Origin of the sequence: Flavobacterium sp. MMLR14_040 (assembly GCF_033657265.1) — a bacterium.
GTDB lineage: Bacteria > Bacteroidota > Bacteroidia > Flavobacteriales > Flavobacteriaceae > Flavobacterium.
In genome coordinates this window covers 64,485-85,583 of sequence record NZ_JAWVWO010000019.1, presented here as the reverse complement: position 1 = coordinate 85,583, position 21,099 = coordinate 64,485, and the positions used below count along the sequence as shown (strand labels likewise).

Sequence of the window (21,099 nt, the reverse complement as noted above, 5' to 3'; positions counted from 1 at the left end):
TCATTTGCTAATTTTAGAAAATACATTTATGAAATCTATCCAATCTTTATTTCTTTTAGTTTTCACCTTATTATGCTTCAACATAGTTTCTGCTCAATACGGAAACGGGTATAATAATGGTTATGGCAGCAATGGCTACGGAAGAGGCGGCGGAATGGGCATGGACAGAAGCATGATGCAAGGCCCTCAAGGTAACACAAGCAAACCAAAAGAAGTTCCACCTGAAGAAACTGCAGCCAAGATCGTAGAACAAATGAAACCAGTAGTAAACCTTGATGAATTGCAAGCTATTGCTATCACCAATGTTTTTACAGACAGCATGAAAGAACAAGGGATTCTTTTGAAAAACGAAAGCAGCAGCCAAGATGAAAAAATTGAGCAAATGAAGGCGTTGAGAGAAAGTACTACTAAAAAAATAACTGCTTTTTTAAATCCTGACCAGATTCCAAAATACACCGATTTTATGGAAAACTTTAAGGAAATCAAAAAAACAAAATCGAAAAAGAAAAAAGATTCTAAAGAAAACAAAGAGGGTAAAAAAGAAACAGAGGCAATAAAAACAGAGTAATAATTGTTTTAACTATATCTTTAAAAATAATAAAACCATGGCAAAAAAACATTTTTGTTATCTGATTTTAGCAATTATTATTACTTCTTGCTCTACAAATCCTTATAAAACTACTGAAAAAGCCTACGACCAACAGCTTAAAACTTTAGAAAATCAAATTACAAGTAAAGAAGCCCAGCCAATACCTGCTGTTAGTCCTGTAGTTATTGACACTACTTATGCACAGCAATTAGGTATTATAAAAGATACCTTATCAAAAACGGGATCAACCGCTTTATTGAATGGTATAAACACAGAATGGATTGGTACTGTAAATTTTAATTTAAGAAAACCAAGTTTTATTATTATACATCACACCGCGCAAGATTCTGTACAGCAAACTATAAACACTTTTACCAAAACCAGAACACAGGTTAGCGCACATTACATTATTTCTGAAAATGGAAAAGTAGTACAAATGCTAAATGACTACTTAAGAGCGTGGCATGCCGGAGCATCAACCTGGGGGAAAAATACAGATTTAAACTCTAGTTCTATTGGTATTGAGCTTGACAATAACGGTTTTAAACCTTTTACTGAAGCACAAATAAGCAGTTTAGTTGCACTTTTGACAAAACTGAAAAAAGATTACAATATTCCAACTCAAAATATTTTAGGTCACGCTGATATTGCTCCCGGAAGAAAGCAAGATCCGAGTGCACTGTTTCCGTGGAAAACCTTAGCAGAAAAAGGATTTGGAATCTGGCCAGACGAAATTTTAGAAGAAGCTCCTTTTGATTTTAAAATTGAACCTGCTTTACGAATTATCGGTTACAATACTAAGAATCTTTCTGCAGCAATTCAGGCTTTTAAATTACATTATATTCAAACGGATGCAACATCTGTTTTAGATCGAAAAACGATTGACACGATTTATTCGATTTATAAAAAACAGCTTCAATAATACATCATCATTATAAAATATAAAAGGCATTTCTAAAATTTAGAAATGCTTTTTTTTGTGACAGAAGTTTGCCACGAATTATACTAATTTTCACGAATTTAAATATGGAAATTTTGCCACAGATTAAAGATTATCCGCTTAGTTTACATTAGAAAAAGAATAAGAAAATTGCTTCGTTAGTTTGCTATCGTTCGAGTTTTGATAAAAGTTCACACGTAGAAAAGAATCTTTTTAATCATTTAATCTGTGGCAAAAAATTCAACGCAAAGAACAGCATTTCTAATACTTTAATTTGTGACAAAAAATAAGCACAAATAAAAAAGCTGCCAAAACATTAGTATGTTTCGACAGCTCCAAAAAAAAAAAAAAATATCAATCTTTATCTCTAGAAAGAGTATGTTGTAGCAATTAGAGCATAGAACGAGCCTCCAGTTGGCAAGGCGTCTTTATCTAAAAAGATATCTTCTGATGAAGCATCGTATCTTAACTCAGGAATTATTGTTAGTTTTCCAACTTTATAATTTAGTGAAACTGTATTTGCAAAAACACTAGTTCCTGTTAATATTCCTAAACTTGGAGCAGCATCTTTAGCATCAAAATATTCTATTCTATATGCTAAAAGCAAAGATGGTTTAAATGAATAATTAGCATATCCTACCAACGAAAACCATTCGCCATCTAAAGTGCTGTCAAAATCATTTTTACTTTTGGCATACGTTGCATTAAATCCAAGACCAAAACTATCACTTATTGTTTTTGAAGCCGTTAAATCAAACTGAGTTTTATTTTCATCAGATGGTACAACTAAACTTCCTGGCGTAGGGTTAGTACTGCCTGTTGTAAAATTCAAATAAGCACTTCCTGTTTCTCCTATATAGCCTAATTGTCCTATATATGTTTTTTGACTTGAACCTGCATCCATCGCTGATTTAAAATCAGTTGGATTTGTTATTCCAAGCATTGCCGTAAATTTTCCTTTGGTATATTGTGCTTTTACCCCAGTATTAAAGAATGGCCCATATGAAAATGCATAAGACATACTATAGTTTTTATTATCTACAGCATCTAATACTTCATAACCTATATGTGTACCAAAACTACCGGCTACTACTTTAAATTCTTCTGTAATCTGATATGTAAAAAATAACTGTTTAATTAAAAATTTTGCGTTAATATCTTTATCTGTTGTTTCATTATATGAAAACTCTCCTGCTCTTTTTCCGAAACCTAAATCGACGAAAACCGAGGCTTTCCCAAATGTGTGTGATGCTTCAACAGAAGCCATTCCTAATTCGAATGAATCTTGTGAGTTGGTAAAGCTCGTTAATCCATTCATTTGTTTTGAAAAATCATACTTATAATATGCATCTGCAGATCCTCCCCAGGTCGTTGCAGGTGATGTAGCTGTTTCAGTTTCGTCTTGTGCAAAAGCAAAAGAACTGGTTAACATCGCGGCTAAAATGTGAAAAGCTTTTTTCATTTTTAAATTGGTTTTAGTTAATAATTGATTCTGGTTAGTTAAATCTTTATATATGTATGTAATACTATAAGCCACTTCTAAAACCTCTTTTTTCCCTTTAAAACCTCTTCATTTTCATTAGCGAATTTATTAACTTTTGTATGAGTAAAAGAATTGATATCTGTTTTTTTGATGTTTTAGATAAAGAATTATGGATTACAAAAATTATTTTAACAATAATCGTGATTTGACATTTATAAAGATTTATTTTTGAAAATTCAATAACGGTTTTTCATAAAAATCCATTAAAAAAGCACGGTCAACAACAAAATTAAAGCTACAAACAACCAAAAAACATCTACAAAAAGAAATAAAAAGCATCATACCCCATAAAAAATAGGGGTGTATAATTTTTAAATAAAAATAAAAAAAAACAATACTTGCTAAAACCAAGGCTTAATCGAATATTTTTTTTAGATCAAAATTCTTACAAAATAAATTTCACATTAAACCTCACAAACTACTACCTGAATGTTATTCTATAAACTAAAAACAAACAAAAAAGCCTGCTCAAAAAAATGAACAGGCTTTAACTATAAAATAATACACAGAAACTATTCTTGCGAATTGTACCTTCTTAAATACTCGCGAGTTTTAATTCCGGATTCTTTTAAATCTTCTTTTTTCCATTTCCCTTCAGACTTCGCTGATTTATTAAGGATTGAACAAGTTTCATCTTTATCAGATATGGACCATGTTATCCAGCTTAGTTTATGTTCTTCCATCCAGTCAATATATTCCTGCCATGCCTGATAATTTAATGGTCCATCGCCGGTCGCTTCCATTCCTGCAGATTCTGAAATAAAAATAGGCAATCCACTTTTTATAGCTTCATCGGTTTTGTCTCGTAATTCTTTTCCGTGCGTAGCAGCATAAAAATGCATGGTGTACATTAAATTATTGTATCCTTTTATAGGATCTGCTGCCGGAAGATTAACATCCTGATCCCAATGCGGCGAACCAATTAAAATTATATTGTTGGGATCATTTTCTCTAATAACTTTAATTACTTCTTCGGCGTAAGTCTTAATTTCGGGCCAGGTTTCATGATCGGGCTCATTAAAAATCTCATAAATTACATTAGGGTATTTTGCATATTTTTTTGACATTTCTCCAAAGAATTCTTTGGCTTCTTTTAAATTGACGTTATGACTATGCCAATCTATTATAACATATATATCTGATTTTATTGCTCCTTTAATAACTGCTTCAATTTTTTCTTTTGAAAACTGCGGCTCTTTCATATAAGACATTTGACCTAATTCTATACCGATCGCGGCACGAACAACATTGCAGTTAAAATCTTTTTTAAGCCAAGCGACTGCTTTTTCGTTATAAAATCTTGGCCACATGCTATGCCAGCCAAAACTCATTCCCCGAAGTACAATCGGATTATTATTTTTATCGACCAACTGAGTTCCGGAAACACTAAGCTGACCATGATTTTTTACAAATTGTGCATTCGAAAAACAAAAAATCAACAAGAAAATAAAAGTAAAAAATTTAGTTTTTGATTTCATTATAATTGGTTTACGGAATTAATCTCAGTGTAATAACATCGTGAGGCGCCAGGTCTGAAACGAAATTTTTCTTTGTATTTCCTATTTCTTTATTTCTCCAAAGATCCTTTAATTTAAAAGTTGTCTTACTGAAATCGGCTTCATAACCAAAATCTGCATCTTTAATAATATGTTTTTTCCAATCGAAATTGATTTTTTTTGCTACTTCGCTTCTGTTTAAAAAAGTTACAGCCCAATTTCCATCTGATAAAGGTTTAACCCAAACTTCTAATCCGTCTTCAGCAGAATATTTAAAACCCTGAATCCCTAATTTATCCTGATCAACTGCTACTAATTCTTTATTAGTCAAAATTGCCAATGTTTCTTTTGACATTTTTCTGAAATCATTTCCCGCAACAAGAGGAGACGCCATCATGCACCACATAGCAAAATGCGATTTATCTTCTGTATCATTCATTTCGTTGCCAACTTCCATCATGTCAAAATCATTCCAATGATCGGGGCCGGAATATTTACGGATGTCTTTTCGCATTTCGGCGATTTTCATAAATCCCCAAGATGACCAATTTTCCGGATGCTTGAATTCACAATCAAAACAAGGATATATATCTCCAGAGATTCTCCAAAGATTTCCAACTGGTTTTCCCCATTCCCAAGGCTGATTGTCTCCCCATTCGCAAAGACTAAAAACAATTGGTCTTCCGGCAGTTTTAAGTGCGTTGCTCATTGTTGTATAGGCTTCTGGCGCGGTAATTCCTTTTGTATTACACCAATCGTATTTTAAAAAGTCTATTCCGAGTTTGGCATAAAAACGAGCATCCTGATATTCGTAACCGCGTGTTCCTGGATATCCGGCGCAGGTTTGAGTTCCGGCACAATTGTACAATCCAAACTTTAAACCTTTGCTATGCACATAATCGATTACGGCTTTCATTCCGTTAGGGAACTTTACAGGATCAGGAACCAAATCTCCGTTAGCATCGCGTTCTTTTGTCATCCAGCCATCATCAAGTACAATATAATTATAACCAGCAGCCGCCATTCCTGAGGAAACCATTATATCTGCAGTTTCTTTTACCAGTTTTTCATCAATATTAGTCGCAAAAGTATTCCAGGAATTCCAACCCATTGGCGGAGTCATGGCTAAACCTTCAAATTTTCCTCCGGATTGCGTATGTGTATTTCCTTGGCTAAAGCCTAAAAACGAAATACTTAATATGAATATTAAAATTATTCTCTTCATCATAATTGAATTTAAAAATGTACTATAAAAAAGTATTCCCTAATTGAGTAGATTAGGGAATACTTAAAACAAAACTCAAAATATATAATCTTATAAAAATCCTATATCATCAAAATAAAGAATGCTTGGATTTCCCGGATCTACCGTAATTCCGTTGGAGTATTCTTTAATAAAAATCGTATTGAAAGTTGCGCCAACTTTATCTGTTTTCAAGTCAGAGAACGGAATAGAAATATTATTCCATTGTCCGGCTGTTAATGTAACGGTTGTTCCAAACTCATCGGCAAAATCAGAATTTAACGAAACTAAGATTTTAGTACTTTGGGTTGGATACACAGAAATTTTCAAGTAGCCATAATCAGCAACATTTAGCATATCGAATCCAATATTAAAACCACTCCATGCATCGGCATATTTCTCGATTGCATACGTTCCTCTGCTTACTTTTACCGTACTTTTAAAATCAGAAGATCCTCCCCAGCCTCCAGAAGATTGTGGTGTTGCAGATCCTGAAAAATCATCTCCGTAAAGTAAAAATTTAACTCCAACAGTGGCCGTATTTGAGGTACCAAAAGAAGTTTGTACCTTTATAAGTGCATAAGATCCAAAATCAGCAGGAACAGTAACCTCAATTTTTGAGTTTGAAACTGTTTTGAATGCAGCCTCTTCTTCTCCAAATTTCACTGAAGTTACATTTACAAAATTGGCTCCATTAAGTACTAAAACATCACCTGGAGAAGCAAAAGCCTGTGAAACACTAGTAATTGCTGGTGCTGGAGGAATTAATGAAATGACATTATCCAACACATGTACAAACCCATTTGTTCCATAATAATCCAGACCAACAGCTGCTTTATCAGAACCATTAACTTTTAGAACACCATCTTCAACTTTTACATCAAGTAAGTATAAATCTGAATTTGCGAGGTTTGCCAATGTTGTTAATTGGCCGGTTTCCAAATAATCTGCCTCAACTCCTGTTAACTTTCCTACTCGTTTTTTGACACCTTTTACAACATGACTTAAAACGATTTGTTTTAAAACATCTACAGGAACGAGATTAATATCAGGATAACCCAGTGTATTTACATAACCTTTTTTTACAAGAAATGCTTCAAATGCAGCATCTGTTGGCACAAAAAAAGTAAAACTATCTGCGGTATCTAATGTTGTCTCCAGTTTTGTTAATTCAATTGCTTTATAATAAAGACTTAGATTCGTATTTGCTTTAAGTAAGCCGTAAACCGAATTATAATTCTGCTCTGCGCCTCCAACATCCGGCAGTGAATCGTCGCATGAAGCCGCCATGGCAACCAAACACAAACACAATGCAATTTGCTTAATTTTATATATTATTTTCATAAGTTTATTTTTGATATTAAATCACTTTCTAAAAAATCTCAATTCAATAAATGAAAATCATTAGAAAGCTTTTAAATTATTATTTTAAGATAAAACCAAAATCATCAATAAGAATTGTATTTCCTCCAAAATTTCCAGACTCCTGAAACGTAATTTCTGTTATTTCTGTTGGATTTCCCACTGCACTAAAAGGAACTTCAATATAAGTCCAGTCTGTTTTGAATGCTAAACTGAATGTTGCGCCATAATTTCCGTTTACGATCATATTCGCTGTTCCTGTTTTTTCTCCTTTTAAACTAATTCTAATTCCTTTGTATTTAGTCATGTCCACCTTAGTTTTGTCGATACCAACATACAGTCCATTCCATCCGCCAGCTTTCCATTGAATACTTTTAGTTCCTTGCTTAGCATCTTTATCATAAGCTACATTATAACCATCGGCAGCATTCCATAAACCATCATAAGCTTTTATCGAAGTATAAGCATCATCGTAAATAGCACTTCCAAAAGATTGCGATGCAACAGTAGTTCCTGAAACATTTGTTATGGATAAGTTTTTATATTGAATATCATTTGGAACCTGAACTTTAATTTCTGTCAATGTAGAAGATATTGGTTCTACGGTAGTAGTGCCAAAATTAACTACAGGTCTAAGAAAATATTCTCCTGTTATGGTAATAATATCGCCTGGATTTGGATTAATTGGAAATCCATTAATATTAGGAAATGGAGGTCTTATTTTCACATTATATACTAATGTACCAATGTTGGTTACGATTTTTAATTCGTCCATTTCATTGTAATACGGTGTTTTTTGATCTACACTAACTACAATAGCATTATCAGTAACAAAAGTTGGATTAAAAGCAGATTCTAATCCATTAAAGGAGATCGATTTTAAGGTTGCAAAACCGGAACCTCTAATAATATAGGTATTTCCTGCATTAATAACATCAGTAGGCACATCAACTTGTCTGTCACCTTCTATTAAAGGATCATCAATAACTGATTTGCTAATTCCGGTAACGGCTAAAGTACCTGATGAACCTCCATCATCATTGGAGCAAGCACTTAGTAAGATTAAAATTGAAGCCAGAAAATAAAACTTCAACAACATTATATTTTTTAGATTTTTCATAATTGTTTTCTTTAAAGTTTATTTAAAAACATAAGGAACCGGAGCTTCTTTTAATTTTGGATTTTTTCTAACGTCATTTGCTGGTTTAGGAAAAATAAAATCTGTTTCTACCGGCGTATAATGTTTTACTCCTTCATAATCTGAACCTCTGTCTTGTTTCGAAATAATATCAATTGCCTCTGCTCTTGGTAATCTGCCTAAATCATACCAGTACTCTCCCTCAAAAGCAAATTCAACTCTTCTTTCATGAAATAAACCTGTATGTGTTAAAGGTGTATTTGCATCTAATTCGCTCAAACCTGCTCTTTTTCTAACAAGGTTATAAGATGCTTTTGCAGCAGCATTATTAGTTTCTTCTGCACCTGCCATAATTGCCTCGGCATGAATTAATAAAAGATCAGCGTAACGCATGATATAATTACAATTACTCATAGACGCCCAGTTGTCTGCAGGTCCCGTCTCTCCGGTTGCCTCACCTACAACATATTTTTTTACTGCCGCACCTGTTGCATCCAAAACGCTTGGATATTTTGTTTTATCCAGAGTGAAACCAACAACACCGTCTCCCTGCATTCCAGGATATATGTCACCATAAATCATATACGATTCTTTTCTTCTGACATCTCCAGTTTCAAATGCTTCCTGAATATCATTTGAAGGAACGTAAACAGCTCCATAAGATGCATTGTTTAAAATTTCCAAACCATATTGTACATTCGATGGATTCCCAGCCTGATATTCATTTACAGCACCAGACCATTGCCATGAATAAATAGACTCTTCGTTATTATTTTTGCTTGTTAAAAATAAATCCGAATAATTTGGTACAAGTGCAAATTCTCCAGAATTAATTACTTTTTCTGCCATTATTTTTGCATTTGGATAATCCTTTTGATAAAGATAAATCTTTGCCAAAAATGCTTCAGCAGTTCCCTGAGAAACAAAAACATTCTCTGAACTTGCGCCTCTGGCCCTAACTTTTGCTTTAAGATTTGCTGCTGCATATTTTAAATCATTTTCTATGAATTTATATACATCTTCAATTCTGTTATTGTTTACCAATGGATTTTTTGCAAGCGCTAAATTATCCTCAATAATTGGCACTGGACCAAATAAGCGAACTAAATAGAAATAAGAAATTGCTCTGAAAAAATGTGCTTCTGCAATTGTATTTTTAATTACATCAGGGCTTACACCAGCTTTAGCATTATTATTTAAATTATTAATCAAATCATTTGATTGCGCAATGACTCCAAAACATGATCTCCACGGATCTGATAATATATAACTATCAGAAGTTAATTTAAACTGAATAACTTCATTTCCGTCAACATTAGACCAGCAATTTCCCGAAGACATTTCTGAAAGTGCGAAAAAACATTTTGTAAAAAATGGCGCCCACATTCTCCCATACATTCCATAAGTGGTACGCTGAACTTGTTCATCTGATGTATAAAAGTTATCACTTACATAACCATCCTGAGTAGGTCGATCTAAATAATCTTCACTACATGAAGCAGATAAAGTAAGCAAAACGCAAAGCGCTACGCTTTTAAAATTTATTTTATATATTTTCATAATCGTTTTATTAAAATTCTACATTCATTCCTAAAGTAATTGTTCGGTTCGTTGGGTAGCGTCCGGAATCAATACCGCTCAATAAAGCATTTTGGTTATAATCTCCAATCTCAGGATCATAACCCGTGTATTTTGTGAAAGTGTATAAATTTTGAACACTTGCATAAAATCTGAGTTTACTTAATTTAGTTTTAGAAATAACATCCGATGGTAAGCTGTAAGCAAAAGTTAATTGCGAAATTTTCAAATAAGAACCATCTTCTACATAACGGTCAGAAATTGCAATATTTGGATGTCCGTCTCCCCCATCAGGTCTCGGATATTTAGCGTTCGGATTATCCGGTGTCCAAAAATCAGCAGCTTCAGCCAATTGGTTTTCATATAAACGCTGATTTTTTGTAGCAGCTCTTCTGGTAAGGTTCATTACTTTATTACCTTGAGATCCTGTAAGGAAAATGGTTAGATCAAGATTTTTGTATCTAAATGAATTCGAGAAATTATAAGTAAATTTAGGTGCCGGATTTCCAATATAAGTCAAATCTTTTTCATCAATCAATCCGTCTTTGTTTTGATCTACATACTCAACATCTCCTAAAACACTTTTTACTGCTTTGTTTCCTGTAAATGGAATTGGTGCATTTGCCAATTGCTCATTTGTTCTTATAATTCCAACCGTTTGATAACCGTAAAACTGCCCTATTGGCTGACCAACTTCACTTTTTGTTACCGTTTTTGTTGTATATCCATTAACCTGAACATCTTTTATTAAGTCGAAGTTATCTACCAGACTCAATAATTTATTGTTGTTTTTTGCGAATGTTACCGTAGCATCCCATGAAAAATCTTTACCAAAATTGTTAGAATATTTTAAAGTAGCTTCAATACCTTCATTTCTTAAACTTCCTAAGTTTACTGTAGGAGCCGCCAAACCACCTTGATATTGTTCTAATCCGGTAACATAAGTTGGCAAAGGCAATACAAACAAAAATCCTGATGATTGTTTTCTGTAAACATCTACACTTGCATTTAATTTAGATTTAAATAAACTAAACTCTAATCCCAGATTGGTATCTTCTGCCGTTTGCCATGTCAAATCAGGATTCGCAATATTACCTGCCGTAAAGAAATTTCCTAAAGCCGATTTAATAGTTTGAATGTTAGAAGCATATAACCCTCCGCTAATATTTTGGTTTCCTGTTTCTCCGTAACTTGCTTTCAATTTAATATTATCTACAAAGTCTTTTGTTCCTTCCATGAATTTTTCATTAGACAATTTCCAAAATCCTGAAATCGAAGGAAAGTAACCCCATCTTTTATCTTCGGCAAAATTAGAACTGCCGTCAGCTCTTATTGTAGCCTGTAAATAATATTTATTGTCATAATTATAGTTAAGGGAACCTGCAAAAGAGTACAAAGCATTTGCACCTTTATATTCGCTTGCTACCAATGTCTTTTGATCTCCAAGGTTTATAGAGTGTACATCATTACTTAACAATCCGCTTATAGACTGGCTTCCTCCAAACCAATGCGAATCGTTTGCTTCCTGAATACCCATTAAAGTAAAATTATGTTTTCCTAAAGAAGTATTGTACGTCAACATATTTTTTAGCGTTAACCCATACCAGGTATTCGCTCTTTCCTGAAGATGATTAACTTTATTTACAGCCGCACCCCATGTGTAAGTAGGCTGAAATCCATCAAAATTTTGAATATTGGTAGAACCACCAAAATCAAAACGATAATCTAGTCCTTTTGCCAATCTGATAGTGGAATAAAAGTTACCCTGAAAATTCTTTTGAACCAATTTATTGGTATTCATCAAAGTACTTGCAACCGGGTTTATCCAGGCTCCCTGTGATCCGTCTTTTGGCGGGCCAGCATATGTTCCGTCTAAATTTTTAACCGCTACATCAGGAGTCGATAATATTGTAGTACCAATAATACCGTCGCTATAGCCTTCGATAGTTATATTTTGATTTGTTATACCAGCTGTTATAGAAACACCCATTGTTAACCAATCTTTTACCTTTGATTCCAGATTAGTTTTAAAAGTATATCTTTTAAAATCAGATCCAATAACAACACCTTCCTGATTTAAATATCCACCGGAAATATAATAATTGTTGTTATCTTTTGCTCCTGAAAAAGACAATTGGTGACTGTTCATTAAAGCCGTTCTGTATATTTCGTCCTGCCAGTTTGTTCCACTACCCAAAACAGAAGGTACTGCAAACTCATCTCTAGGAGCAACACCGTAATAACTTGCCAATGCATTTTGCTGTGTGGCATATTGGCTTAAATTCATTGTATCCAGCAATCTTGTAACCTTTTGAGTAGAAAGTGCTGTATCATAAGTTATTTTTCCTGTACCTTTTTTACCTCTTTTAGTCGTAATAATTACAACTCCGTTTGAAGCTCTTGAACCATAAATTGCGGTTGCTCCGGCATCTTTTAAAATATCCATGGTTTCAATATCACTAGGATTCAAAAAAGCCAGCGGACTATTGGTTACAGAACCCGTATTTGTACCTATATAACCGCTTACAATTGTTCCTCCCGTCGCCTGATTTGTTGCATCCCCCGAAATAGGAAGTCCATCTACAATATACAAAGGCTCATTTGATCCGCCTAAAGAGGCAGCACCACGAATTTTAACAGAAACATTTCCTCCCGGTCTTCCAGAGTTATTTGTAACTACAACACCTGCAGCTCTTCCCTGCAATAATTGTTCTACCGTAACTTGTTGGGAATCTTTAAAATCTTTGGCTGTTACAGTAGAAATTGAACCTGCAACATCTTTTCGTTTCTGGCTTCTATATCCAACGTTCACAAGTACTTCACGCAAATCTTCAGCACTAAGCTTTAGAACTACATTTATTTTACCTCCGTTTTTAACGTTTATAGTTTGGGAAACATATCCAATAAATGAAACCGAAATATTTGAATTTGCAGGCGCATCAATAGAATAATTTCCATCAAAATCTGTAGAGGCAGAAATTTTACTTCCTACGACCATTATATTGGCTCCGGGTATAGAAAGTCCCTGAGCATCAGAAACTATTCCGGTTACTTTCACCTGAGCCGTAACAAAATTACATGTCAGTAACAAAAATAATATCAAAGGAACTGCTCTGTGGTTAGCGTTCCAATGAATGAAGTTAGTCATTAGTTTTTTCATAATAAATGTTTGGTTAGTTTAAATTGTTCTTCATAATTCAGTAATAAAGGTTTGTGGTTTACTTTCTAAATTATTTAACAAATCTATAACACAAGAAACGATTAAATCAATAGTATTATATCATTTGATGATAATATTTTTACTATAGCGTCATAAAAAAACACATATGAAAATTAAACAGACTAAATTTTACATTATTCACAATTTAAATCCCTTAAACGACTTTGAATTATAAATTAAAATTAACGAATCTGCCAAAAAGCAAACGTTTTCGTTAAAAATAATATTTGTTTGTGCAAAAAAAGTATCATTATAAAATTCGCTTTAATCCAGAAAAATCTTCCCTATACTGACTTGGTGTACAATTTTTAGTAGCTTTAAAACTACGATTGAAGTTGGCGATATTATTAAAGCCGGATTTAAAAGCAACTTCTGAAACGCTCATATCTTTTTCTACAAGCCAGCGAGCCGCATATCCAATTCTGATATCATTAATATAATTGACAAAAGTTTTCCCTGTACGCTTTTTAATAAATCGGTTAAATGAAATAATAGACATGCTGGCAACATTGGCAACATCCTCTAAAGTGATTTTTTCGGCAAAATGTTTCTGCACATATTCATAAACCAATTTCATTTTATCATAATCATCAAACGTATCATAATCTACCGTATAAGTCGAAAGCAGACGCTGATTTCTGGAGTTGGCCAGGTCATACAATAAAGAAGTAATCTCTAAAAAGTAATCCATACCATCTAGTTTTGAGAGTTTTACTAGTCTTGGCGTTAATTCTTCGGCTACTTTTTTAGAAAATAAAATTCCGTGAATCGAACGATTGAACATATCCCGAATCGGGTTCATAATTCTTCTGGATAATAAAGATTCGTGAAATAAATCGTTATGGAACTGAATTGTAATTTCATGTATTTTTTTACTCGTACACTTATTCAGTTCCCAACCATGATATAAATTTGGACCAATCAAAACCAGTTCAACATTGTCAATTTCTTCAATGTTATCTCCAACAACACGCTTCACTCCTTTTCCATTTAAAATAAAATTGATCTCAAATTCCGGATGATAATGCACCGGAAAATCAAAACTATCCTTTACTCTATCAAACACCAAAAAGCTGTCTCCCGCAGAAAGCGGAGCAATTTCTCTGTAAAAATTCTTAGCATTACTCATCCTGAAAACTGTTTTATAAAATGATATTCAATTTTTTATTTGCAATAATATGATATATAATTGATAAAATAATATTAAATAGACGATAAACATCCGTTTATCTTTGAAAAATAGAATTGTCAATATTTCAAAAACCATATCAATAATAAACATTAATCATTTTTAATATTATATCTTTTTAAAGTTTTAATAATTTTATACGGAAAACAATATCAAATTAAAGATCAAAAATTGAACTATAAAAAAAGTCATTATTAATTTGCCTTTTCATATCATATTACAGGAAAACAACTAAACTATAAAATGAAAAAAAACATAATAACCCTAATAATTGCAGTATTTATAGGCAGTTCTTGTTCTTCTCAAAACAGTAAGACTAATACTAATTTGTCACTTTCAGATCAAAAAGCAATACCTGAAACTGTTTCTTTATACAAAAAACTCAATAAATTAAGCCAGAAAGGATTTCTTTTTGGGCATCAGGACGATCTTGCTTATGGTGTAAAATGGAAATATGAAGATGGCAGAAGCGATATAAAAGATGTTGTTGGAGATTATCCCGGAGTTTATGGCTGGGACTTGGCAGGTCTTGAAAAAGACAGCCCTAATAATATAGACGGGATTCCATTTACCAAAATGAAGCAATATATAGAAGAAAGCCACGAAAGAGGCGGAATTACAACTATAAGCTGGCATTTTGATAATCCTGCAACCGGAAAAAGTGCCTGGGATAACACACCAAATTCATTGAAAACAATTTTACCAGGTGGCGAAAATCATCAGAAATTTACCGTTTGGCTAGATAAAGCAGCCGCTTATTTGTTATCCTTAAAAGATAAAAAAGGAAAAAATATTCCAGTTCTTTTTAGACCCTATCACGAACTTACCGGCGGTTGGTTTTGGTGGGGAAAAGGAAATTGCACACCGGAAGAATTTAAAGCTGCATGGAAATTTACCTTTGAATATTTACAGAAAAAAGGAGTTCACAACCTGATTTATGTTTACAACACAAGCAGTTTTAACACAAAAGAAGATTTCTTAGCCCATTATCCCGGAGACAATTACGCAGATATGATCAGTTTTGATTCTTATCAGAATAATGACGACAAAGAGGGACAGAAATTCATCGCCGAAGTTCAAAATCAGCTGAAAGTCATTAACGAAATTGGCATCGAAAAACACAAATTGATCGCTGTCGCAGAAGCCGGTTACGAAGCCATTCCCGACCCAAAATGGTGGACAGGAACTTTATTGAAAGCCATTGGAGATTATAAAATATCTTATGTTTTATTATGGAGAAATCACGGCTGGCAGGAAAAAGAACAAAAAATGCATTATTACGCACCCTATACCGGTCAAATAAGCGAAAAAGATTTTGTTGATTTTTATAAATTAGACAAAACCTTATTTGAGAAAGACATCAATAAAAATTGAGAATTAAAAATTAAAAATCCGTTTAAATCCCCGTCATCCGTGTGCTAAAAAATTTCAACAAATAGAAACACAACAACTAACCAAATCTAACTCACAACCAATAAAACAAAACCTAAATGCACGACAAAATAAGTTTAAAAGAAAAAATAGGCTACGGTCTTGGAGATGCTGCATCATCCATGTTCTGGAAAATTTTCAGCATGTATCTTTTATTTTTCTATACCGATGTTTTCGGATTGGCGCCTGCCGTTGTAGGAACCATGTTCTTGATTACGAGAATCTGGGATTCCTGCTTTGATCCGATTGTGGGAATCATTGCCGACAGAACAAAAAGCAAATGGGGAAAATTCAGGCCTTATTTATTATGGGTTGCCGTGCCTTTTGCCGTAATTGGCGTATTAACTTTTTACACACCTGATTTTGACGAAAAAGGAAAAATAATCTACGCTTACATAACCTATTCGGCAATGATGATGATTTATTCATTAATCAATGTGCCGTATGCTTCACTTTTGGGTGTAATGTCGTCTGATCGAAAAGAAAGAACCACTTTATCATCTTACAGAATGGTTTTTGCCTTTGGCGGAAGTCTTTTGGCACTTTGGCTAATTGAACCGTTAGTACAATATTTCGGCGGAAGCCTAAACTCCAAAACAGGCTGGCTTGCAACAATTTCCGTTTTTGGAGTTATAACAACAGCTTTTTTCTGGGGATGCTTTTTCTTTACCAAAGAAAGAGTAAAACCAATTGATGATGAGCAAGCGAATTTAAAAGAAGACTTAAAAGATCTACTACAAAATAAACCGTGGTGGATTTTACTCGGAGCCGGAATTGGCGCTCTGGTTTTCAATTCTATTCGTGATGGAGCAGCCGTTTATTACTTTAAATATTATGTAAGCAGCAGTGTAAACTTTGATTTTTCACTTTTTGGCACCGATTTTCATATGACGCCAACTTCTATTTATTTGGTTTTGGGGCAAGCAGCAAATATCATCGGAGTTATCGCCGCAACGCCAATTGCGAATAAAATTGGTAAAAAGAAAACCTTTTTGGGTGCAATGGCATTGGCTGCACTTTTAAGTTTAGTTTTCTATCTTTTTGGGAAAGAAGATATTTTCCTAATCATGAGTTTCCAGGTTTTAATAAGTATTTGTGCCGGTTGCATTTTCCCTTTAATCTGGTCTATGTATGCGGATAGTGCCGATTATTCAGAATGGAAACAAGGTCGAAGAGCTACAGGTTTGGTTTTCTCTGCCTCCTCAATGTCACAAAAATTTGGCTGGACAATTGGCGGTGCGGGAGCCGGATGGCTTTTAGGATATTTTGGCTTTCAGGCCAACGTAGAACAATCCGTAGCAACCCAAAACGGAATTCAATTAATGTTAAGCATACTTCCTGCCCTGGCAGCATTTATATCGGTCGCTTTTATCATTTTTTATCCTTTATCTGAAGAAAAACTTCAGACAATCGAACAGGATTTAAATGAAAAAAGAGACCTGACAAATTAAAATATTACGGATACAGAAATCGATTTATATGACTACAATAACATCTTCGACTATTTTTCAAGACAGAAAAACAGCATTAGAAAAAGAACATACAACACTAATTGAGCAAAAAAATGAGCCTCAGGATCAGGCTGGAAACGGGATATACGAACGTTACAAAAACCCAGTTGTCACTGCAGCTCATGTACCATTAAACTGGCGTTTTGACCTTAACGAAAAAACAAATCCGTTTTTGCAGGAACGAATTGGCATGAATGCCGCTTTTAATGCCGGTGCCATCAAATGGAACGGAAAATATTTGCTGGCCGTTCGTGTAGAAGGAATCGACAGAAAATCTTTTTTCGCTATAGCGGAAAGCCCAAACGGAGTCGATAATTTCAAGTTTTGGGAAAAACCATGCGTAATTCCACAAACTGAAGAACCGGATACAAACGTTTACGATATGCGCTTGATCCATCATGAAGACGGTTGGGTTTATGGTATTTTTTGTACCGAAAGAAAAGATCCGAAAGCACCAAAAGGCGATACCAGTTCGGCTGTAGCCAATGCCGGAATTGTACGTTCCAAAGATTTAATAAACTGGGAAAGATTGCCCGATTTAATTTCAAATACAGGACAACAGCGCAACGTAGTTTTACATCCGGAATTTGTAAACGGAAAATATGCTTTGTACACACGCCCGCAAGATGGATTTATTGATGTTGGTGCCGGCGGTGGAATTGGTTTAGGTTATGTCGAAGATATGACAAACCCAATTGTAAAAGACGAGAAAATCATTTTCGGAAAACAATATCATACCATTTATGAATTGAAAAATGGTCTTGGCCCCGCTCCCATTAAGACAGAAAAAGGCTGGCTTCATTTGGCGCACGGAGTTCGCAACACCGCTGCAGGTTTACGCTATACACTTTATATGTTCATGACAGATTTGCATGATATTACAAAAGTGACACACGTACCTGCCGGACATTTTATGGGCCCTGAGGGCATTGAAAGAGTTGGTGATGTATCGAATGTTTTGTTCTCAAACGGATGGATTGAAGATGCGGACGGAACTGTTTATGTATATTATGCTTCGTCAGATACGAGAATGCATGTGGCCGTTTCATCTGTTGCAAAATTGGTTGATTATGTTACCAATGCTCCCGCAGATACTTTTATTTCTGCAGGATCTGTAAAAACGATCATCAGTCAAATTGAAAAAAACAACGCAATATAATTCACCGTGTCAGCAAAACTAAAGCAACTTAAAACCGAATTATCAACTGAGCTTGATTCAATTTTAAATTATTGGTCGAAAAATTCAATCGACACTAAAAATGGCGGTTTTATTGGTCAGATTGATAACAATGAAAACCTAATTGAAGATGCAGAAAAAGGTTCTGTTTTAAACGCCAGAATTTTGTGGTCGTTTTCATCAAGTTATCAAATTACAAAAAACGAAGAACATAAAAAAATCGCAAAACGTGCTTTTGAGTTTCTTTCAGAATATTTTTATGACTCAGAGTTTGGAGGATTATTTTGGAGTATTAATGTTGATACAACTCCCAAAGACACTAAAAATCAAATCTATGCTTTAGCTTTTGCCATTTACGGATTATCTGAATATTATGTTATTTCAAAAGACGAAAAAGCTTTAACAATAGCGATAAATTTATATTTAAGAATACAAAAATACAGTTACGATGCTGTAAATAAAGGTTATCTGGAAGCTTTTACAAGAGATTGGCAAGCTATCGATGATTTGCGTTTGAGTGAAAAAGATGCCAACGAAAAGAAAACGATGAATACGCACTTGCATATTGTTGAGGCATATGCAAATTTATTTAAGGTGTGGAAGGATAAAGCGCTTCAAAAAGATATTATTGAATTATTACAAACTATAGAAGAACATTTCATCAATACCAAAACCGGACATTTACGTTTGTTTTTTAATGAAAACTGGATCGAAAAACCAGATGTGATTTCATACGGTCATGACATCGAAGCAGCCTGGCTTTTGTTGCAATGTGCCGAAATTTCTGAAGATGAAACTTTAATTGCTAATTACAAAAAATACGCCATTCAAATGGCAGAAGTCACCAAAGAAGGTTTAGATACCGATGGCGGTTTGTGGTATGAATTCGATCCTAAAAAGAACGAATTAGTAGCCGAAAAACACTGGTGGGTTCAGGCCGAAGCTTTAATTGGTTTTTACAACGCTTATCAATTAACAGCAAATGAAATTTATTTGGATATCGTTTTGAAAAACTGGGATTTTATAAAAAAACAGATTCTGGACACTAAAAATGGCGAATGGTTTTGGGGAATTTACCGCGATAATTCCCTGATTGAAAAAGACAAAGCTGGATTCTGGAAATGTCCGTATCATAATAGCCGTGCTTGTTTGGAACTAATGAACCGAATTCTATAAAAATTAATTGGTTTCTGCCAATATGTAATCCCTATGGGATATTTCTACGGTGTGCATTTGGTTAATTCTAAGCATATTTAACTCCTAACGGAGTAATAAAGAGCATCTCGGAGAGATTGCATATTGGTAGAAACCAATTTATTACCCCATTTTTTGTCCCGTAGGGACTACACATATTAAATCGCAACTTGAATTAATTACATAAAAGACTAACTAACCAAATTAAACCACAAAAAATGAAAAGCAATTTTCTCAAAATAGCATTTTTAAGTCTTTTTGTTTTGGCTTTTATAAATTGTTCTTCTGATAAAGAAGCAGATAATGAAATTAAAGCAGATCCTCCTGTGCAGCAAGACGATGCTTTGACAACGCAAAATGTCACCAATTATATGGTTGATGCCAATGCTACTAAAGAAACTATAGCTTTATTTTATAACTTAAAAAATCTTGCAAAAACAAAAGTTGCCATTGGTCAGCAAGATGCTTTTAATGGTTTTTACCAAGATGCAGCGGGCGACTCTGATATTAAGAAAAATACAGGTTTTGATCCAGCCGTTTTAGGTTCTGATTTTATGTTTATTACCGATAAAAACAATAATAATCAGGCAGATAACTGGTTTTATCAACAAGAATTAAAAATTACAAATGATGTGAAAGCTGCTTACGCCAAAGGCATGATCAATACTTTTAGCTGGCATTTGAGAGAACCTAATAATGAAGATTCTTTTTATGCTGCCGATATGACATCGGAACAAAAAACCACTGCTTTTAAAAGTATTTTGCCTGGCGGAGCAAATCACGAATGGTACAAGAAAAAACTCGATAAAGTTGCCAGCGTTGTTTTAAATTTAAAAGGTGCAAATGGAGAATTGATTCCGATAATTTTCAGGCCATTTCATGAATTTGACGGAAGCTGGTTTTGGTGGGGTGCTAATTTTTGTACTGCCGATGAATACAAAACCGCGTACCAATTTACGGTTGATTATTTGAAAAACACAAAAGGCGTTCACAACATTTTATATGCGTTTTCTCCTGATAATTCATATACTACAGAAACCAATTATTTAAGCCGATTTCCAGGAGATAAATATGTAGATATTCTGGCAATGGATAATTACGGAGATTTTGATAATCAAGGTTCTGCCGGAGCTGCAAAAGCAAATTTGAAACTAAAAATTATTTCTGATCTGGCGAAAACGAAAGTAAAAATTGCCGCTTTGTCAGAAACTGGTTTTCGTGTTACAAGCACTAATACGCCTGTAACAGATTGGTTTTCGAACTATTTATATAGCGCACTAACATCAAATAGTATAGAAATCAGTTATGTAATGTTTTGGAACAACAATACTGACGGTTATTATGTTCCGAATGGTTCTGTTTCGAATGCAGGTGATTTTAAAACATTCAGTACTAAACCAAAATCGGCATTGGTGAATTCGTTGCCGAAAATGTATGAATTGCCGAAGTAAACGAGTACAGAAATAGCACGCGGATTTGACGGATTAA

At 34.0% G+C, this 21,099-nt stretch carries 15 protein-coding genes; 7 read left to right on the top strand and 8 right to left on the bottom strand.

Annotation, left to right across the window (positions count from 1 at the left end; translation table 11 throughout):
• Positions 1–28 precede the first annotated feature (28 nt).
• Both SD960_RS19505 and SD960_RS19500 read left to right on the top strand, forming a co-directional pair.
• Positions 29–568 (top strand): hypothetical protein, encoded by a 540-nt coding sequence (locus tag SD960_RS19505; RefSeq protein ID WP_318805467.1) that lies wholly within the window; start codon positions 29–31, stop codon positions 566–568.
• A gap of 37 nt (positions 569–605) precedes the next feature.
• Positions 606–1,511 (top strand): N-acetylmuramoyl-L-alanine amidase, encoded by a 906-nt coding sequence (locus SD960_RS19500; protein ID WP_318805466.1) that lies wholly within the window; start codon positions 606–608, stop codon positions 1,509–1,511.
• Positions 1,512–1,896: 385 nt separating this feature from the next.
• On the opposite strand, the gene SD960_RS19495 is transcribed toward SD960_RS19500, so the two are convergent.
• The 8 genes from SD960_RS19495 to SD960_RS19460 form a co-directional block, all read right to left on the bottom strand.
• Positions 1,897–2,991, bottom strand: a complete 1,095-nt coding sequence (locus SD960_RS19495; RefSeq protein ID WP_318805465.1) for an outer membrane beta-barrel protein — start codon at positions 2,989–2,991, stop codon at positions 1,897–1,899.
• 593 nt (positions 2,992–3,584) lie between these two features.
• The gene (locus SD960_RS19490) at positions 3,585–4,550 is read right to left on the bottom strand and encodes a glycoside hydrolase family 5 protein (RefSeq protein ID WP_318805464.1); all 966 of its coding nucleotides are present in this window, start codon (positions 4,548–4,550) and stop codon (positions 3,585–3,587) included.
• 10 nt (positions 4,551–4,560) lie between these two features.
• Positions 4,561–5,796, bottom strand: a complete 1,236-nt coding sequence (locus tag SD960_RS19485) for a glycoside hydrolase family 27 protein (RefSeq protein ID WP_318805462.1) — start codon at positions 5,794–5,796, stop codon at positions 4,561–4,563.
• An 87-nt stretch (positions 5,797–5,883) separates the two neighbouring features.
• Positions 5,884–7,155, bottom strand: a complete 1,272-nt coding sequence (locus SD960_RS19480) for a fasciclin domain-containing protein (protein WP_318805461.1) — start codon at positions 7,153–7,155, stop codon at positions 5,884–5,886.
• Between the two features lie 79 nt (positions 7,156–7,234).
• Entirely contained in the window at positions 7,235–8,293 is a 1,059-nt protein-coding gene (locus tag SD960_RS19475) for an IPT/TIG domain-containing protein (RefSeq protein ID WP_318805460.1), read from the bottom strand.
• An 18-nt stretch (positions 8,294–8,311) separates the two neighbouring features.
• Positions 8,312–9,871 (bottom strand): RagB/SusD family nutrient uptake outer membrane protein, encoded by a 1,560-nt coding sequence (locus tag SD960_RS19470; protein WP_318805459.1) that lies wholly within the window; start codon positions 9,869–9,871, stop codon positions 8,312–8,314.
• A gap of 10 nt (positions 9,872–9,881) precedes the next feature.
• Positions 9,882–13,049, bottom strand: coding sequence for a TonB-dependent receptor (locus SD960_RS19465; protein WP_318805458.1), 3,168 nt, complete (start codon positions 13,047–13,049; stop codon positions 9,882–9,884).
• A gap of 310 nt (positions 13,050–13,359) precedes the next feature.
• Positions 13,360–14,238: an AraC family transcriptional regulator gene (locus tag SD960_RS19460; RefSeq protein ID WP_318805457.1), complete on the bottom strand. Its 879-nt coding sequence runs from the start codon at positions 14,236–14,238 to the stop codon at positions 13,360–13,362.
• A gap of 303 nt (positions 14,239–14,541) precedes the next feature.
• Between SD960_RS19460 and SD960_RS19455 the strand changes: the two genes are divergently transcribed.
• From SD960_RS19455 to SD960_RS19435, 5 genes are all read left to right on the top strand, one after another.
• Complete coding sequence (locus SD960_RS19455) at positions 14,542–15,672, top strand: glycoside hydrolase family 26 protein (protein ID WP_318805456.1); 1,131 nt, start codon at positions 14,542–14,544, stop codon at positions 15,670–15,672.
• Positions 15,673–15,788: 116 nt separating this feature from the next.
• A complete protein-coding gene (locus tag SD960_RS19450) occupies positions 15,789–17,180 on the top strand; it encodes an MFS transporter (protein ID WP_318805454.1) in 1,392 nt (463 codons plus the stop codon).
• Positions 17,181–17,208: 28 nt separating this feature from the next.
• On the top strand, positions 17,209–18,399 hold the full coding sequence (locus SD960_RS19445; RefSeq protein WP_318805453.1) for a glycosidase: 1,191 nt from the start codon (positions 17,209–17,211) through the stop codon (positions 18,397–18,399).
• A gap of 6 nt (positions 18,400–18,405) precedes the next feature.
• A complete protein-coding gene (locus SD960_RS19440; protein ID WP_318805452.1) occupies positions 18,406–19,593 on the top strand; it encodes an AGE family epimerase/isomerase in 1,188 nt (395 codons plus the stop codon).
• A 236-nt stretch (positions 19,594–19,829) separates the two neighbouring features.
• Positions 19,830–21,062 carry a glycoside hydrolase family 26 protein gene (locus SD960_RS19435; RefSeq protein ID WP_318805451.1) on the top strand — a complete coding sequence of 411 codons (1,233 nt, stop codon included), beginning with the start codon at positions 19,830–19,832 and terminating at the stop codon, positions 21,060–21,062.
• Positions 21,063–21,099 lie beyond the last annotated feature (37 nt).

Excerpts from the sequence above, each read along its gene's own strand:
- SD960_RS19465 (WP_318805458.1), bottom strand. The coding sequence starts at position 13,049 with ATGAAAAAACTAATGACTAACTTCATTCATTGGAACGCTAACCACAGA.
- SD960_RS19490 (WP_318805464.1), bottom strand. The coding sequence starts at position 4,550 with ATGAAATCAAAAACTAAATTTTTTACTTTTATTTTCTTGTTGATTTTT.
- SD960_RS19450 (WP_318805454.1), top strand. The coding sequence starts at position 15,789 with ATGCACGACAAAATAAGTTTAAAAGAAAAAATAGGCTACGGTCTTGGA.
- SD960_RS19495 (WP_318805465.1), bottom strand. The coding sequence starts at position 2,991 with ATGAAAAAAGCTTTTCACATTTTAGCCGCGATGTTAACCAGTTCTTTT.
- SD960_RS19475 (WP_318805460.1), bottom strand. The coding sequence starts at position 8,293 with ATGAAAAATCTAAAAAATATAATGTTGTTGAAGTTTTATTTTCTGGCT.
- SD960_RS19460 (WP_318805457.1), bottom strand. The coding sequence starts at position 14,238 with ATGAGTAATGCTAAGAATTTTTACAGAGAAATTGCTCCGCTTTCTGCG.
- SD960_RS19505 (WP_318805467.1), top strand. The coding sequence starts at position 29 with ATGAAATCTATCCAATCTTTATTTCTTTTAGTTTTCACCTTATTATGC.
- SD960_RS19480 (WP_318805461.1), bottom strand. The coding sequence starts at position 7,155 with ATGAAAATAATATATAAAATTAAGCAAATTGCATTGTGTTTGTGTTTG.
- SD960_RS19485 (WP_318805462.1), bottom strand. The coding sequence starts at position 5,796 with ATGATGAAGAGAATAATTTTAATATTCATATTAAGTATTTCGTTTTTA.
- SD960_RS19455 (WP_318805456.1), top strand. The coding sequence starts at position 14,542 with ATGAAAAAAAACATAATAACCCTAATAATTGCAGTATTTATAGGCAGT.
- SD960_RS19435 (WP_318805451.1), top strand. The coding sequence starts at position 19,830 with ATGAAAAGCAATTTTCTCAAAATAGCATTTTTAAGTCTTTTTGTTTTG.
- SD960_RS19445 (WP_318805453.1), top strand. The coding sequence starts at position 17,209 with ATGACTACAATAACATCTTCGACTATTTTTCAAGACAGAAAAACAGCA.
- SD960_RS19470 (WP_318805459.1), bottom strand. The coding sequence starts at position 9,871 with ATGAAAATATATAAAATAAATTTTAAAAGCGTAGCGCTTTGCGTTTTG.
- SD960_RS19500 (WP_318805466.1), top strand. The coding sequence starts at position 606 with ATGGCAAAAAAACATTTTTGTTATCTGATTTTAGCAATTATTATTACT.